Annotated in this window: 16 protein-coding genes; 3 read left to right on the top strand and 13 right to left on the bottom strand. The window is 42.8% G+C overall.

Going from position 1 to position 16,877, the window contains the following annotated elements:
* Positions 1 to 2: 2 nt before the first annotated feature.
* The 3 genes from AC1DOK_RS16835 to AC1DOK_RS16845 are packed head-to-tail and all read right to left on the bottom strand — an operon-like array spanning position 3 to position 2,833.
* Positions 3 to 1,142 (bottom strand): exo-beta-N-acetylmuramidase NamZ family protein, encoded by a 1,140-nt coding sequence (locus AC1DOK_RS16835; protein ID WP_477555469.1) that lies wholly within the window; start codon positions 1,140 to 1,142, stop codon positions 3 to 5.
* A gap of 18 nt (positions 1,143 to 1,160) precedes the next feature.
* Positions 1,161 to 1,865 carry a PIG-L deacetylase family protein gene (locus AC1DOK_RS16840; RefSeq protein ID WP_477555470.1) on the bottom strand — a complete coding sequence of 235 codons (705 nt, stop codon included), beginning with the start codon at positions 1,863 to 1,865 and terminating at the stop codon, positions 1,161 to 1,163.
* A 2-nt stretch (positions 1,866 to 1,867) separates the two neighbouring features.
* Positions 1,868 to 2,833 (bottom strand): GNAT family N-acetyltransferase, encoded by a 966-nt coding sequence (locus AC1DOK_RS16845; protein ID WP_477555471.1) that lies wholly within the window; start codon positions 2,831 to 2,833, stop codon positions 1,868 to 1,870.
* A gap of 184 nt (positions 2,834 to 3,017) precedes the next feature.
* Here AC1DOK_RS16845 and AC1DOK_RS16850 point away from each other — a divergent pair, with 184 nt between their 5' ends.
* Positions 3,018 to 4,319, top strand: coding sequence for a 6-phospho-beta-glucosidase (locus AC1DOK_RS16850; RefSeq protein ID WP_477555472.1), 1,302 nt, complete (start codon positions 3,018 to 3,020; stop codon positions 4,317 to 4,319).
* A 167-nt stretch (positions 4,320 to 4,486) separates the two neighbouring features.
* On the opposite strand, the gene abc-f is transcribed toward AC1DOK_RS16850, so the two are convergent.
* Together abc-f and AC1DOK_RS16860 are read right to left on the bottom strand one after the other, a co-directional pair.
* Positions 4,487 to 6,253 carry a ribosomal protection-like ABC-F family protein gene (gene abc-f / locus AC1DOK_RS16855; protein ID WP_477555473.1) on the bottom strand — a complete coding sequence of 589 codons (1,767 nt, stop codon included), beginning with the start codon at positions 6,251 to 6,253 and terminating at the stop codon, positions 4,487 to 4,489.
* Between the two features lie 517 nt (positions 6,254 to 6,770).
* Positions 6,771 to 6,974, bottom strand: coding sequence for a zinc ribbon domain-containing protein (locus AC1DOK_RS16860; RefSeq protein ID WP_477555474.1), 204 nt, complete (start codon positions 6,972 to 6,974; stop codon positions 6,771 to 6,773).
* A 155-nt stretch (positions 6,975 to 7,129) separates the two neighbouring features.
* Between AC1DOK_RS16860 and AC1DOK_RS16865 the strand changes: the two genes are divergently transcribed.
* Complete coding sequence (locus AC1DOK_RS16865) at positions 7,130 to 7,855, top strand: hypothetical protein (RefSeq protein WP_477555605.1); 726 nt, start codon at positions 7,130 to 7,132, stop codon at positions 7,853 to 7,855.
* A 752-nt stretch (positions 7,856 to 8,607) separates the two neighbouring features.
* On the opposite strand, the gene AC1DOK_RS16870 is transcribed toward AC1DOK_RS16865, so the two are convergent.
* The 5 genes from AC1DOK_RS16870 to AC1DOK_RS16890 form a co-directional block, all read right to left on the bottom strand.
* Positions 8,608 to 8,895, bottom strand: a complete 288-nt coding sequence (locus tag AC1DOK_RS16870; protein WP_477555606.1) for a stage VI sporulation protein F — start codon at positions 8,893 to 8,895, stop codon at positions 8,608 to 8,610.
* Positions 8,896 to 9,048: 153 nt separating this feature from the next.
* Complete coding sequence (recG, locus tag AC1DOK_RS16875) at positions 9,049 to 11,106, bottom strand: ATP-dependent DNA helicase RecG (protein ID WP_477555475.1); 2,058 nt, start codon at positions 11,104 to 11,106, stop codon at positions 9,049 to 9,051.
* Between the two features lie 25 nt (positions 11,107 to 11,131).
* The gene (locus AC1DOK_RS16880; RefSeq protein WP_477555476.1) at positions 11,132 to 12,010 is read right to left on the bottom strand and encodes a DegV family protein; all 879 of its coding nucleotides are present in this window, start codon (positions 12,008 to 12,010) and stop codon (positions 11,132 to 11,134) included.
* Positions 12,011 to 12,051: 41 nt separating this feature from the next.
* On the bottom strand, positions 12,052 to 13,827 hold the full coding sequence (locus tag AC1DOK_RS16885) for a DAK2 domain-containing protein (RefSeq protein WP_477555477.1): 1,776 nt from the start codon (positions 13,825 to 13,827) through the stop codon (positions 12,052 to 12,054).
* A gap of 21 nt (positions 13,828 to 13,848) precedes the next feature.
* Positions 13,849 to 14,202 (bottom strand): Asp23/Gls24 family envelope stress response protein, encoded by a 354-nt coding sequence (locus tag AC1DOK_RS16890; RefSeq protein ID WP_477555607.1) that lies wholly within the window; start codon positions 14,200 to 14,202, stop codon positions 13,849 to 13,851.
* A 347-nt stretch (positions 14,203 to 14,549) separates the two neighbouring features.
* Between AC1DOK_RS16890 and rpmB the strand changes: the two genes are divergently transcribed.
* Entirely contained in the window at positions 14,550 to 14,738 is a 189-nt protein-coding gene (gene rpmB, locus AC1DOK_RS16895; RefSeq protein ID WP_477555478.1) for a 50S ribosomal protein L28, read from the top strand.
* Between the two features lie 110 nt (positions 14,739 to 14,848).
* Here the strand turns inward: rpmB and spoVM are convergent, their stop codons facing one another.
* The 3 genes from spoVM to rsgA form a co-directional block, all read right to left on the bottom strand.
* Positions 14,849 to 14,929 carry a stage V sporulation protein SpoVM gene (gene spoVM, locus AC1DOK_RS16900; RefSeq protein WP_477555608.1) on the bottom strand — a complete coding sequence of 27 codons (81 nt, stop codon included), beginning with the start codon at positions 14,927 to 14,929 and terminating at the stop codon, positions 14,849 to 14,851.
* 366 nt (positions 14,930 to 15,295) lie between these two features.
* Positions 15,296 to 15,946 carry a ribulose-phosphate 3-epimerase gene (gene rpe, locus AC1DOK_RS16905; protein ID WP_477555479.1) on the bottom strand — a complete coding sequence of 217 codons (651 nt, stop codon included), beginning with the start codon at positions 15,944 to 15,946 and terminating at the stop codon, positions 15,296 to 15,298.
* 2 nt (positions 15,947 to 15,948) lie between these two features.
* Positions 15,949 to 16,857, bottom strand: a complete 909-nt coding sequence (gene rsgA / locus AC1DOK_RS16910; protein ID WP_477555480.1) for a ribosome small subunit-dependent GTPase A — start codon at positions 16,855 to 16,857, stop codon at positions 15,949 to 15,951.
* Positions 16,858 to 16,877: the final 20 nt, after the last annotated feature.

Genomic DNA, 16,877 nt, shown 5'->3' on the forward strand with positions numbered 1-16,877 from the left:
CCTTAATATAAATGATATTCTTGCTTCATCTTAGAAAACTCAAGACTCTCTTGACGGAATTGCTCTAGCATTTGCGCAATATCTACCGATTCATCACGGTACAACTTATCTCCACATAATAAATCAATAAATGGTCTTGATCCTTCTTTATAAGGTGGTAAGAATGCAAATTGCTCATAATTTTGTTTGATTGTAAACAGTAATTCAATACCTGTAGCAAGCGGCTGAATCGCTTTCGTATTGAGAATATGAATCTGCACACCACTGCACTGCTCGCCTTCAAATTTTGAAAACGTGGGTTTAAAATACACAGGACGGAAAATGACACCTGGCAATCTTTTTCCATTCATTTCATCTGCAAGTTTCTCTGCTTCAATAAATGGTGCCCCAATGATTTCAAACGGAGCTGTGGTTCCCCTGCCTTCAGACATATTCGTACCTTCAAATAAACATGTACCCGGATAGAGCAGCGCTGTATCAAAACGAGGAACCCCTAGCGATGGCATCACCCATGAACGACCGGTATCAGGAAACAGCATACCTCGCTCCCAACCTTCACAACGCACCACATGCAATTCGCAATTCCAGTTCATTTGCTCATTGGCCATCATGGCCACTTCACCAGCTGTTAAGGCATAACGAACACAGAGTGGGTAGTTTCCAATAAAAGATTGATAATCCCGCTTCAAAATATTGCCCTCAACAGTGACTCCATCTAGCGGATTTATGCGGTCCAAAACAACAAATTCCTTGCCCGCCTTCGCACAGTCTTCAATCGCATACAACATTGTATAAATGAACGTATAATACCGAACACCCACATCCTGGATATCATAAACAACAACGTCTACTTCATCGAGCATTTCCTGGCTTAAACGCTTTGAATCTTGGCGATACAAGCTGTAGACGGGTACGCCTGTAAACGGGTCTTTATAGGTTTCAATCTGCGCTCCAGCTGCTTGATCACCGCGCACACCGTGTTCAGGTGAAAACATCGCTGCTAGATGGACATTTTCATGCAGAATTTGAATCGTAGAGACAAAATCTTTATTAATTCCCGTTGGCGATGTAATAAGCCCCACTCGTTTGCCCTTGAATAGATGCTTATATTGCAAAATACAATCAATCCCATTTCGAATCATGGTACCTACCTCCGGTCTCTATAATTCAGACTTCAGAACTCGTTTGCTTTCTTCTGGAATCATGAATGATTCTGCATATTCTTTTCTAGCCTCAATGCCGCGTACACGAACTAAATGTTTGTAATACTCCAAATAAGGGAAAGATTTGCTACCCGTTACGAACCAGTGCAAGGACACTGCTTTAACCCATAAATCATACGCTTCTTTGGAAAAATCTACATAGATATAAGGTTTGTAATCAACCGCATCTTCCCAATTCTCAGCATAATACAGGCTGGAAGCGAAGAAAGCTGGTTTCTCCCTTTGAAAGGATGCAAGTCCCGCAAAAAAACGAGCATCATTCACAATGCGGTGCGTTGCCATATGGTCTTTGTGCATACTGTTCTTAAAATGCGTAATGATGATATTCGGACGACAATCGCGAATCACATCACACACTTTCATGCGCATCTCTTCACTATCTTGCAATTCTCCATCCGGAACATCAAATACGATGGACTCTCCACCTAACATTTCAGCAAAACCCTTTGCCTCATTGACCTTCTGCTCACGATACTCCGCCATATCCCTACCCGCAGGTACACCGCGCTCCCCAGCAGTAAGTGCGAGCGTTACAATACGATCTCCTTTTAAAGAATGACTTGCAAGCACACCTCCTGCAGTCAACTCCATATCACCGACATGACCACCAATTGCTAGAATCGTTAACCTTTGTTCGCTCATTATTAAAACTCCTTCCTCATGATTGCAAATTTTTTGACGGTTGTAAATCCTGCTTTCTCGTAAATACGAATCGCAGGATTCGTACTACCTGTATATAGAGACATATAACCGGTACCTATATTTTTAAAAGCCTCGCACAATTTAAAAAATAAAACGCTTCCAAGACCATGCCCTTCATGTTCCGGATGTACGCCAATACCTGCGAAATAACCACGACCATTATCTTGTCGAATCACCGGACCCGCAAAGCCAACAACCTTTTCTTGATACGCAGCCACTACAACGGGGATACCGTCCCTTGTAGACTGTCCGATTTCCTTTTGCCATAACGGATTATTGAGTCCATCTAGCATTTCACTTACACCATCATGTAGAGATGGATCGAACAATTGAACGGTATAACCTGCATGCGCCGCTTTGTCCTCTTTCGTTTTGATTTCATCAGACATGGTATAGTGATCAAGGTTTAAATACATCGCACATTCTACCGCGCGTTCAAAATATCCCTCATTTTGCAAAATAGAATACAGCTGACTTTCAACTGGAACACCTGGCGCATTGTTATGCTCATGTTTAGGTGTATCTGGAATGTACCAAGGTAACAACATCGGATTGAAGAAAAGAACATCAGCTTGTTTCTTTCCTAGTGCTTTAAATCGCATTTCAATTTGTTCTAGCATCCGCTGATAGTTCACTTCTGTCTTATGATTATGAGCTAACACAATACAAGTGATATACCCAGCCACATCACCAAGTGGTAGATCCTTACCGGTACAACCACAAGCAAAACCTTTTACCTGATCATTTTCAAGCAGTACAAATGTGCACGCCTGATCAAAATAGGAATTCGATGTAAAAATACCGTTAAAACTCTCTTCTGTTAACTCTTTATACCCATCCTTCACAGCTTCTTCATTCCACAGTGAAATGACGGACGAAGTATACGAAGGGTCCCAAGTTACAATCATAATGATTCCCCCTTCCAGTGATTTTGTGAAAACAGGTCCTTTTTTAAAATTTTATTTCAGAATATAATTTTATTATGATTTATAATTTTGATTTTACATTGTCTGCATCTGAATTTCAATGCTATAATGCTAGTGTAACGAAGTTTAATTTTGTAACTTACATTCTAGAAGGAGGGTTTTCAAGATGAGTAACCATTTGAAAATTGCAATCATTGGATCAGGTAGTACATACACCCCGGAATTAATAGAAGGAATCATTAAACGGAAAGATGTATTACCCATCACTGAACTCGTACTTATGGATATAGATTCAAGAAAACTGCAAATCGTTGGTGACCTTTGTGAACGGATGATCCAGGCTGCGCAAATTCCATGTCGCGTGATCAAGACGCAAGATTTGGATGAAGCACTTCGCGATGCTCACTTTGTGCTCGGGCAAATCCGTGTCGGCAAATTGCCTGCAAGAGTCCTCGATGAAAAAATCCCGCTGAAATATGATTTAATCGGTCAGGAAACCTGCGGGATCGGTGGATTCTTCAAAGCAATGCGTACAATTCCCGAGATGCTTCACATCGCAGAGCGCATGAAAGAACTATGTCCTAATGCGTGGCTGATCAACTTCTCAAACCCAGCAGGGATTATCACTGAAGCTTTGCTCAATTACTCAGATGTTAAAATGCTTGGGCTCTGTAACGTTCCGTTCAACATGTTCAAAAGCATTCGCGAGAAACTCGAACTCCCCAATCCAAACTTTACTTATGTTGGACTCAATCATCTAAGCTGGATTACATCCATTGAACAAGATGGACAGGACTATCTAAAAACTGCACTGGAAATGGGCTTAAATAGTGAAGCGATGAAGAATATCCCTTCAAGTGGCTTTAGTACAGAATTGATTGAAATGGTCGGCGCCATTCCTTCTTCTTATTTAGAGTACTACTATTTCAATCGTAAAAAGTTCGAACTACTTAAGAACAGTGAGTTAACTCGCGGTGAGAAGTGTATGCAAATTGAAGAAGAATTGCTTCAAATTTATTCGGATTCGGCATTACACACCAAACCAGAACTTCTTTCCACACGTGGAGGTGCGAATTACTCCGAAGTAGCGATCAGCTTAGTCGATGCCATCTATAACGATAAACAAGAAGTTCATGTCGTCAACGTACTGAATAATGGAGCGCTTGATTTTATGGAAAATACCGATGCCGTTGAAGTATGTGCTGTTGTAGGTAAAGATGGCGCGAAACCTATACGAGTGCCTTCATTTCACAATCAACATATCATCGACTATATGCGCATGATCAAAGCCTATGAACGGGAAACAGTAGCCGCAGCCGTAAATGGCGATGAAAATGCCGCAATGCGCGCATTGCTAATGAATCCATTAGTTGGTGATTACGAGGCTGCTTCGCAATGTTTCCAAGAACTAAAAGATGCTCACAAGGATCATTTACCACAATTTTTTAAATCAGATGTAAGTCAATGACGGAAACGTTCCGCTTCCGATATGTAATCAAATTATCAACTTGATAGAAAAGCGTCTTCACACTTAAATAAAAGTAAAAGGGCTTCTTATCCGTCACCTCCTGTTCGATGACGGATGAGAAGCCTTTTTTTCGTTTACTCTTCTATACCTTCAGCTTCCTATTTCCATCAATCCGCATTCATCTCAACTTGAATCTCAACAAGCCGCTTGCGCATTGCTTGAATCCGAGCTAGATTCACAGCCTGCTCTTCAGCAGAATCTGCACTAGCGTTCATCCAATGAACAATTTGCATCTCGAGTAGCCGAGCTTCATCGATCAAAGCAGGATTCTTCGCACCGCTCGCGTATTGATCTTGCTTCAGCTCCTCCCACTCCGATAAGGTTCCTTGAAATAACTTGCATGGTGATGAACCATCTAGCATAAGAAGCTTATTCGCCAGCTTACGGATAAGATAACGGTCATGCGACACGACAACAAGCGCACCGGAGTATTCCATCAGCGCATGCTCCACTCGTTCACTCGTATCGATATCAAAATAGTTCGTCGGTTCGTCCAATATAAGTAAGTTGGCTCCGCTAAAATAGAGCTTCAGGAAGGCGACGCGGCATTTCTCTCCCATACTAAGATCTTCGATTCGCTTAAAGACGTCTTCTCGCGAGAACAGAAAACAGCCGAGTATCGTGCGTGCATGCGTCTGTGTCATGGAAGGCAGCGACAGCAAGCTGTCGAGCAAGGTTTCATCCCCATCCAAGCCCTCTAGCTCCTGGGAGAAATACCCGATGCGCGTCTGCGAATGTGCTTTGACTTGGCCCGCAGCCGGAGTAAGCTCACCCAGCATCAAACGTAGCAGCGTTGACTTGCCCACTCCATTAGGACCGATTACTGCCAGTCGATCCCCACGCTCAACTGTTAGATGAAGCTGATTGAATAACAAGCGATTGCTGCGGTCTCTATACTCATCGCTACCCTCATCACCCTCATAGGAGAATCTGACTGATTCAAGCCGCATAAGTGTGCGTGCAGCAAATTCACTATCCTGCAGCTGCATCTTAAGCTGCGGTGTATCTCGCGGCTTCTCTACACTTTCCGCCTCCAGCCGTTCAAGCTCACGTTCCTTAGCATGGTACCTGGAAATATTTTTCTTCGCTTTAGCTTTGTAATAAGGCTTGGCTGCACCAATTTCTGCTTTACTGGCAGCTTTCTCCGCTTGCACGAACCACTGCTGATAATTGCGAATACATTCCTCAAGCTCTTTGCGAGCTTGCTCCTGCTTCCGATACAATGTTTCCTGCGTCCGGCGGTCAAGCTCCTTCTGTTCTCGGTAGGCTGTATAGCCACCCTTAAATTTTCGGCTTCCACTTGATGTTATCTCATAAATACCATCAGCAACAGCATCGACAAAAGCACGATCATGCGACACGAACAATACAGTGCCAGGATAAGTACGGACCCAAGACTCTAACCAGCACAATGATTCCTCGTCCAAATGATTCGTCGGCTCATCGAGCAGCAGCAGCTTTGGCTCACGTACCATTAGCCTCGCAAGTTGTGCTCGTGTTTTTTGTCCACCGCTCAAATTATCGAAAGGGATATACCAAGTCTCCGGTTCGAGCTTCATCTGACGTAATCGTTTCTCCACTTTCCATAACTCATCACAATCTGATTGCACATAATCAATCGTTAGAATATCAGGCTGAACATCCAGCTGCTGATCCATCCAGCCCCAATCATCTATAGGTAATCTCCGCTCAATTGTCCCGCCGTCAGCGGCAAGCCGACCCGTAAGTATATAAAATAACGTCGACTTACCAACGCCATTGCGACCAAACAAAGCAATCCGTTCCCCTTGTACTATCTCTAAATCAACCTTTTCAAAAATAAGACGACCATTCCATTCCTTACTGAGTCCGCTTGCTTTAATTAACATCGTCATACCGAATCCCCATCCTTTCATGTGAAAAAAATACAAAAAAACCATAGACAAGTGTCTACGGCTTCGTATGTAAGGACGAACAGAATATGCGGGGATAGCTCACATAAAGAACTAAATTTACCGGCTACGAAAAAACGGCATAACCGTCTTAATAAGTCGGATGTATTTGTTCTTTGTGAATACACAAAATCAATAGCTTCATCGCCTTTACTAGACGAATGCACGATCAAGCTGTATGAGCCCCATTAGACATACGAATTCCGTTCGCACTACACACATTCCGCGTAGAGCGCCACCTGTCACTTCAATTAGCAACAAACTTGGGAATTTCGCATTATAACTTCATTAGACTAATGGGTACCTCCGATTTCATATATTCAGATTTTAGTATATGCAATTTCATAAGGGAGTGCAAGTCATTTTCATAACCCATTTTAAGATATCCCTCATTACTAAAACCATATGAAAAACAGGCTACCGATCGATTATCGATCTGATAGCCTGCCTCTACTGTTACTTAACCAAAGAACATATCTAGAATATTGCTTCCTGTCGATGATTTTTTATTATAAAATTCGGAGTATCCGCAGTTTCTACAAGAGACGACAACAAACTGATTATGCTGAATATCAAACATCTTGGATAATCCTGTTCCCGTCATAGCAACTTCTTTTTGTTCAGCGTCTGTAGAACCACACTTCATGCATCCACGATTATTCATATCAAATCACTCCAATTTATCTAGTAGTAATTATCTATACGGTTGTACTATTTCAAAAGTTTCATAAGAAGAATTCTCATTAATTGTCGTTGATTGTTCAAAGTATGCCCAAAAATGATAAGATACTCCTATATAGACAGAAAGGCGGAGAAGATATGTTATATCCGTTCACCATCAAGCCAAACACATATGTTGCCTTCGAAACCGAGGACGACCAAATAGAAAAATGTAAAGAATGGGGTCTACTATCAGGAAAAGCATCCAAATCCAAAGCGTTCTTCTATAAAGGAAACGGCATGAATCTACCCTGTAGTATTGTTGGCTATGTGGATAAAGTGACCGCAGTCATTGAATTCGACAATAAAGAGCTGCATTGCATCCATCCTTCATACCTCAAAGAAATGCAAGCTGCTAATTACAGCCAAAAACTTGCAGCGGTAGCGGAAGAATCAGGGGAATCAGAGAACCAAGTTGTTGAAACAGCACAAGAAACTCCTTCTGTAGTGGAGTCTGTAGTTGTAGAATCCAAGCCCAAAGAATCACCAAAAGCAAAAACAAAAACAACCAATGAAAAAGCACCTAAACTTGAGCTTCCAGAACAAAAAGTCAAAATGACCGCTATCGTACAAGAATTCACTACGGTTCCGAATCATTTTTCCGATACTGACGATGAAGTGGTGATCTACGAAGCTGTCTCCATTACAGATCCTGAAACCGAAATTGGATTAGCCTGGTCAAGCCACAGTGCCACACTCAAAAAATTCGAATTAGAAGTCGGCGACAAGATCACCTTTGAAGGTAAAATTGTAGCCAAGAAGCTCACGAAACACCCCATTCCTTACAAAATCAACAATCCTGGCAAAATACAAAAAGAGCAATAACCTCTAAGGTCACACAAAGATTAACAGTAAAAAGAGTCCGAGGATTTGAATCCTTGAACTCTTTTTTTATCGTTCCGACATTCATCTGATCGCAAACTCCTCACACTAACCTAACTTTACTACACTCACCTTCCTTCATGGATTCCATTTACTCAACTAACTCACTCAGCTCCCTAGATTAGACTCCCTTTACCAAATTCGCCACAGCTACATTAACGTTTGGCTGCATATTGTGCAACCAAAACCGTGTAATATGATCACAATAAACATTAGCGTGTATTTCGTGCATTCAAACGCTCCATCTCCCCCATGTTTTCCTCATACCCGCGCATTAGAGTGTATAGAATGCATTCAAACTCAATTTTCATCCCTAAACCCAACTTTTGGTTGTACAGAATACATTCAAAACTATTAACTCTTCAAGTATCAGCCAGGTTAGGGAACATTATATTTCTCATTACGTCATCTAACCTTATATCATCTTCTTCGATCAATTCGACATCTATCCCTATATCTTCATCTTTCCTCAATTCGTCACCTATCCTTTTATCATCATTCTTTCCTCAATTCACCACTTCTCCTTATTTCATCACATATCCTTATTTTATCACTTTTCTGTATATCACCAACTTTTCTCATTTCATCATCTTTCCGATTATCCTTATCTTTTCGCTTATCCCCATCGCCTCATAGACATAGAAAAAGGAGCTTCCCAAACTGAACGATTAGATCGCTCAGTTCAGGATAGCTCCTTATCTAAACATGCCCCATAGCTTTAATAGATGAAGTGTATTATTTGGATCAATTTTTTGTGCAATGATAAAATCGACAATACTTTTAGACTGCTCACTCGTCAAATTCTCACCTAGAACCTTCGATACTTGACTAAGCAGCTTAGTCGTTTTGGGACGATTCTGCAAATCAGCCTTCGTTACACCATCAAGTATTTCCTTGACACGTTCCTTCTTATCTTTATCCTTCAACTTCAGCTTCACACGCTCGACTAGTGCAGGATCTACTCCGTACTTCACATAATTCATACTCATACGATACACATCGCCTCCTCACATCCTTACTATATGTGGGGGGAGGGCACAAATTGACACTGTAGTCACAACTATTACTTCAGAAGCTAGTCTATTTGAATCCTTAGTCGAATAGTCAGCTTAGCTAATACATTACCAAATCAATCTCTAATCTAATACAGTTCCTTCTAATACGCCTTCGCGCTGTAAATATTCGCGCAGCGATAAATACGAGATGTCCGTCCAGAATTCGGACGAAGAGACCAGCGCTGAAGCATCATCACGTGCTACTTCCATCACTTCGAAGTCCGCCATTAAATCGGCGATTCGGAATTCTGGCAGACCGCTTTGCTTCGTACCGAAGAAGTCGCCAGGACCGCGAAGCTCTAGATCGCGGCGTGCGATCTCGAAGCCGTCGGTCGTATCTGTCATCGCTCGCATTCTCTGCCTGCCGACCTCGGTTTTGGGGTCGGCGATCAGAATGCAGTGCGAGGCATGCTCGCCTCGACCAACCCGGCCGCGAAGCTGATGTAGTTGAGATAAGCCGAAGCGATCTGCGTCATAGACGACCATCAGCGTAGCATTAGGTACGTCCACGCCGACCTCGACAACAGTCGTGGATACAAGCACATGCACGGCGCCTTCCTTGAAGCTGCGCATCGCTTCATCCTTCTCTGCCGCTGACATGCGCCCGTGTAGGAGTCCGATCCTAAGGTCAGGGAAATGCCCCTGCAATTGAACGAACACATCAATTGCATTCTGCACATCTAGCTTCTCTGACTCTTCGATAAGTGGACATATCACATATGATTGTCTGCCTGCATCCGCTTCTCGTTTAATAAACCCAAGCACGCGTTCTAGCATATCGTGCTTCACATTATAGGTCTTGATTGGCTGACGCCCCTTAGGTAGCTCACGCAGCGTGGATACATCAAGATCCCCGAACGCTGTAATCGCCAGCGTTCTCGGAATCGGCGTCGCCGTCATCATCAAGACGTCGGGGTTCATCCCCTTGCGGCGAAGCACCGCACGCTGTGCGACACCGAACCGATGCTGCTCATCGGTTACGACAAGCCCAAGCTGGCGGAAGAACACGCCATCTTGAATCAGGGCATGGGTGCCGACGATCACGTCGACCATGCCCAGCTGCAACGCGCCGAGCACATCACGGCGCTGCCGCTCCGTCATCGAGCCGGTCAATAACCCTACGGTTATGCCCCACGGCTCGAATAGCTTCTCTAGCGAGCGCAGATGCTGCTCCGCTAGAATCTCCGTCGGCGCCATCAGTGCGCCTTGGAAGCCCGCCTTTACCGTAGCGAACAGTCCCGCTGCGGCTACGACAGTCTTACCTGCTCCAACATCGCCCTGCAGCAACCGGTTCATCGCATAAGGCGCCTGCATATCTTCGAGAATCTCGGCAATGACATCCTTTTGCGACTTCGTGAGCGCAAAAGGCAGCCCACGCACGAACGCACGAACAGCCGGTAGATCGACACCTTGTGCCAAGCCGTCTGCTCTACGTCGATTCATCGCCCGCAGAGCGTTCATCTTGAGCTGGAATAGCAGCAGCTCCTCGTACACCATACGCCTGCGCGCATGCTGGCCTTCGTCCATTCGCTCTGGTAGATGAATCGCGGCGATCGCCTCCCGCCGCACCATCAGATCATGCCGATTAACAAGCTCCTCGGGAAGCACCTCTTGGATCATGCCACCGTATTGTTTAAGTGCTTGTCCAATTACTTTGCGCAGCCATTTTTGACTCATCTCTGCACTAACGTGATACACAGGTTGAAGTGTCCCAACTTTAGAAGTTCCAGCTGAACGTCTACCAGGAAACTCGGTTTCCGACACAGTGATTTGTTTACGACGTCCATCCCACTTCCCTGTAAGAACAACCTCAAGCTGTGGCTCAAGCTTCTCTTTCAAGAACACTTGGTTAAACCATACAGACGTAACAAAAAAGTGGTCAATGACCACTTTGCAGCTGAGCCTAGATTTTCCCCGTCCGTATCTTTGAAGGACAGGTTCGCTTACAATTGTACCTAGAACGGTAATTTTATCGCCGTCCTTAACTCCACTAAGATCACTTAGAGAATAATCTTCATAGCGAAAAGGGTAATACTCTAGCAGATGCCCAACTGATTGTATACCTAAAGCGTGGAGATCGTCCTTTTTGGCCGCCCCCACACCATGTATTTGTTCAACCGAAATGCGAAATAAATCCATCATTTCACCTACAATCTAATTCCAATTAAGCTGGTGATACAAAGACAGCAACAAGTCCTGGACCTACATAAGTTCCAATAACTGCACCAATCGACCATTCTGTACAAGATACAATTTCAAAATCAGCTGAAATGAGTTGCTTCAACGCCTCAGCACCCTCTGGATTACGAACATGAGCTAATTTTAAATGAACAGCTCGTCCACAATTGCTTTCTTTCATCAGCTCGACGATACGAGTCATCGCTTTTTTCTGGCCACGCACTTTATCGATCGGAGAGACATAGCCCTCATCATCAATCGTTAGAATCGGTTTAATATTAAGCAAAGAGCCTATTAGTGCAGAAGCTTTACCAAGGCGACCACCTTTATGTAAATATTCAAGAGTATCTACCATAAAATAAATATCGCATTCTTTACGCGTTTTCTCGATAATCTTCAAAATTTCTTCTTTACTCTTACCAGCAGCTGCTGCTTCTGCAGCAGCAATTACTTGCCCACCGATGCCATAAGATGCAGATTTCGAATCAACCAGCGTTATGGATACTCGGGCTTTATCGTCATCCTCAATCATCGATTTAGCTAACACCGCTGACTGATACGTCCCGCTTAATACAGATGCTAGATGAATCGAAATAATCTCCGTATTCGTTTCTGAGTCAGCGTCTTCCTCAGCCAATTGCTCATATATCTTCTGAAACTCTAATGGTGAAGGCTGCGACGTGATTGGCAAAACACTTGATGCGATCAGCTTATCGTAGAAAACCTCCGGTGTAAGTGTAACCCCGTCAATAAAAGTCTCACTACCAAATGAAACCTTGAGTGGAACCATTTTAATGCCGAGTCTTTCTCTTAATTCCGCAGGAATATCTGCTGTACTGTCCGTAACAATGCGAATTTTGCTCAAACCTTTCACCTCTCTTATGGTCATGGCATTCTTATTACCGCTTACTCAACCGAGAATAAGTAACTATAAACCGGTTGTCCCCCATCGTGTAATTCGACCTCAACCTCTGGATACATCTCATTAATATAAGCTAGTATAACGCCAGTATCCTCATCAGTTGCTTCTTCCCCAGTCAGAATTGTCACGATCTCACTGCCTTCATCAACCATATGGTCAATCAAACCTTTGGTAGCACTTATTAGTGTGCCTTCGGAGCAAATAATCTTGCCATCCTGAATACCCATGTAATCACCAAGCTTAATGGCGATATCATCAATTGTCGTATCTCGTACCGAGTAAGTCACTTGGCCAGATCGTACATGTTGTATGGACTGATTCATCGCTTCCGTATTCTTATCCGCATCCATACCATCCTGGAAAGCCAGAATTGCAGCCAAACCCTGTGGAATCGTTTTGGTTGGAATTACTACGATTTGTTTGTCCTCCGTCAATTCAGCAGCTTGCTTCGCAGCCATAATGATGTTGGAGTTGTTAGGTAACAGGTAAATTGTATCTGCATGTATATTATCGATCGCATTGAGAAAATCCTGCGTACTCGGATTCATCGTTTGGCCACCTGATAACACGACATCAACACCTACGGATGAGAATATATCTGTAATCCCCTCGCCTGCAGCAACAGAAACAAATCCATATGGCTTACGTTCTTCATTAAGATCTGCTACTTTGTTTGAAGCAATATCTTTCTGTTGAACAGTTTCCACATGCTCCTTGTTATAATTGTCCATCGCTTCTTCCATTAGAATGTGTGTATGCTGATCACGCATATTCTCAATTTTGATACGGCTTAGATCACCGTACTGTTGAGCAATTGTCATCACATTACCCGGATATTCAGCGTGTATATGAATTTTCACTAGATCGTCATCGGCCACAACAAGTAGGGAGTCCCCGTGTTTACTTAACTGCTCACGGAAATCCTGCTCATCAAATACAAGACCTTTGGTTTTACCAGGAATCATGTTAATTAGGAATTCAGTGCAATAACCATACACAATATCTTCAGTTGACATTTTGGCTTGAGCACGTTGAGGTTCATGTCCTGGATTAACCGTATTGTTAATAAATGATCCCATTGGGAAAGCACCTAATGCTTCAGGGATAACGGCATCATGATTGAAGGAAAGAGAACTTTGCCCTGTCAACGCCTCATAGAAGCCTTCATAGACGTGAATTAATCCTTGACCACCGGCGTCAACAACCCCAACCTGCTTAAGTACAGGGAGCAATTCTGGTGTGTGTGCAAGTGATTGTTTACCCTTGTCCAGCACTTCCTGCATTAATTCATCAATTGTTTGCGCACGTCTTGCGAATAATGTAGCAGCTTTAGCAGCATCTTTGGATACGGTAAGTACCGTTCCTTCTACAGGTTTGACAACTGCTTTATACGCTGTCTCAACACCTTGCTGAAGTGCAGCAGCGAACTGAACACAATTGATTTCTTCATAATCGTGTACAGACTTAGCAAACCCTCTAAATAGCTGTGATAGAATAACACCAGAGTTTCCTCGTGCTCCCATAAGTAAACCTTTGGACATTGCTTCAGCAGCCTTACCAATATGAGCTGAAGGCCTCCTCTTTAGTTCTTCCACACCAGATGTCAGAGTTAAATTCATATTCGTACCAGTATCACCATCTGGAACTGGGAATACGTTTAACCCATTCACTTTATTAACATTACGGCCAAGATGTTCAGATGCTGACATCACCATCGCAGTAAAATCATTTCCATTAATTGAGATTAAGCGCTTACTCAATTGCTGATTCTCCTTTCTAAATTAACTGGATACGCGAACTCCTTGTACGAAGATATTCACTTCGTCAACATGAAGTCCAACTACATCGTTCATTACGTACTTCACTTTCGCTTGAACGTTCTCTGCAACTACAGATATCTTTGTACCATAGCTAACTATAATATATAGATCGATTTCAGTCAGTTCCTTCTCACGACGAACTTCGACACCGCGACTTAAATTTTCGCGACCGAGTAGTTCAGTAATACCATCTTTAAATTGTTTTCTTGATGCCATACCAACAAGTCCATAACAATCGAGTGCAGCAGAGCCTGCAAGAATGGCAATCACATCGTTTGTAATGTAAATCTTTCCGAGTTCATTTACAACTTCCATTGGCACTATGACCAACTCCTTTTCATGGACTATTCACCATTGTACTATAAAGCCTATAATAAATAAACGTTCAAAAAAGAATGGGATTCATTGACGTAAGTATTTTGAGTATGATATTATGTTTAAGTATGTTTTTACAAGGATTTATCTCTAAGTAAGAAACGATTTTCCGTACATTGTGGAGACGGAAGTGTTTCTTCATGTGATCCTTAATTTAATTTGCTAAATAACGCGAAATAAATTCAGTGTCATTCACTAACAATTGTAACAGCAAGAAAAAGCTGTTTGCTCGGCTAATCTTAAGCTTACCTAGCAGACAGATTCGTATACTTAAGGAGGTGTCACGCATGTCTCGCAAATGCTTTATTACAGGTAAATCACCTGCAACAGGAAATCATGTTTCGCACGCCAACAACAAGAACAAACGCACTTGGGGCGTAAACGTACAAAAGGTACGCATTCTGGTTGACGGCAAACCAAAACGTGTTTATGTAAGCACACGTGCATTGAAATCCGGCAAAATCAGCCGCGTATAATGTGTCTATGTATGAAGACAAAAAGCACCTATTATGGGTGCTTTTTTTCGGTCATAGATGGCTTATATGATATTCATGCGATTCAGCGGCAAACAGTACCATAATCGATCTTAGTTTTTACTGAAGGTATTCAGGATCGCTTTGACAAACCCACCCAAAAATCTTGGTAGTTTGACTGTATAGAACTTCATCTTTACCCCTCCCAAAAGCTTTTCGAAGAAAACCTTTCCCCCGAAAGCATGAGCTTTAAATGGCTCGCAAGTTCGTCTGCTACTCTTCCAGCAAACCTTATCGTTATGCCCATTATATTCGCTCGCACAGTAAATAGTTCCAGAAAATTACCGCTACTCATGGCTTCATTCGAGAGCTGAATACCTAACCTGACCGATTGCCAAAATAGCCGATGAGCTACCATCCATACGTTAGAATGATACTCTGTTAAAAGCGGCTATTTTCGTATCAGCGTGCTTCCTAAGGTAAAACTCCTGTAACATTTATATGTCCCGTAAGCTTTGGTTATGCTCTTAACCTGCTTCTAAACCTTCGCTTTACGTATCTTAACCTCTAATCGCCTTGATCGCTGCAGAACGGTCTTGCTGACCAAATAGGGCACTACCAGCCACTAGTACATTAGCTCCCGCCTCTGCCACTAATCTAGCCGTCTGAGCATTAATTCCTCCATCAACTTCAATATCGATGTGATCATATCCGAATGAAGTCAATTGTTCACGAAGTGCACTAATTTTGGCTAACATGCCAGGGATGAACTTCTGTCCTCCATAGCCTGGATTAACGGTCATAATTAACACCATATCTAGACCATCGGCTAATACATGCTGAAGTGTTTCAAGTGGTGTCGCCGGGTTAAGCGCAACGCCAGCTTTAATACCCTGCTCTTTAATCAAATGTATCGTACGATGAAGGTGAACACATGCTTCCGCATGAATTGTAATCAGATCAGCCCCTGCTTTGGCAAAATCAACGATATAACGCTCTGGCTGTTCAATCATAAGATGTACATCAAGCGGTAGCTTGGTATGTGGTCTGATTGCATCCACAACAAGTGGTCCAATCGTAATATTGGGTACAAACTTGCCATCCATAACATCAACATGGATCCAGTCCGCGCCGAATTGTTCAACTTCTTTAATTTCTTCACCTAAACGAGCAAAGTCAGCCGATAGAATCGAAGGTGCGATTTTTAGCATCATTAGTATCTCCTTTTTCGATCTCTCATTTCATTCAAGAACGTTAAATAATGATCATATCGAGATTTAGCAATTTGACCTGATTGCACAGCTTCTTGTACTTTACAGCTTGGTTCATGTAAATGTATGCAGCCTCTAAACTTACATTTGTCTGCATATGGGGTAAATTCAATGAAGCATGAGCTTAAATCATCTGGCTCAAGTTCCATAAAGTCAAGCTGTGAGAAGCCCGGTGTATCCGCTACATATCCGCCTTCTGGAAGTGTGATTAGCTCAACATGCCTAGTCGTATGCTTGCCTCGACCAAGTCGATGAGATATCGCATTCGTCTCAAGTCCGAGACCTTCCATCAAGCTATTCAGTAGTGAGGATTTCCCTACGCCAGACTGTCCTGCAAATACAGACATCTTATTAATGAGATGGGATCGAATGGCTTCGATCCCTTTACTCCGCTTAGAGGAAGTTACAATAACCTCGTATCCAATTTCTCGATACAATGTAATGAGGTCTTCAATCCGCTTCTCAGCATCCATATTATCTTTAAGCAAATCCCATTTCGTTAAACAAATAACTGAATTCAACCCTTCTTTCTCAATGTGCACAAGAAATTTATCGAGTAAAGAAGTATTAAGTTCAGGTTCCGTTACGGAGAAAACAAGAATTGCCTGCTCCACATTCGCAATAGGAGGACGAATTAATTCTGAGGACCTAGGATGAACTTCAGTTACTGTCCCTTCACCTGTATGTTCAAGCTCAAATGTAACCTTATCCCCAACTAAGGGAGATATGCCTCTATTCTTGAATACACCGCGAGCTCTACACTGAATTAGCATCGTATCTAATGCCGACTGACCATCTGGTAATACATAATAGTAACCACTCAGTGCTTTAAGAATACATCCCTGCGGCATGTTCTGCGTTCACTCCTGCC

It is taken from the genome of Paenibacillus sp. P5_B5 (genome assembly GCF_056400365.1).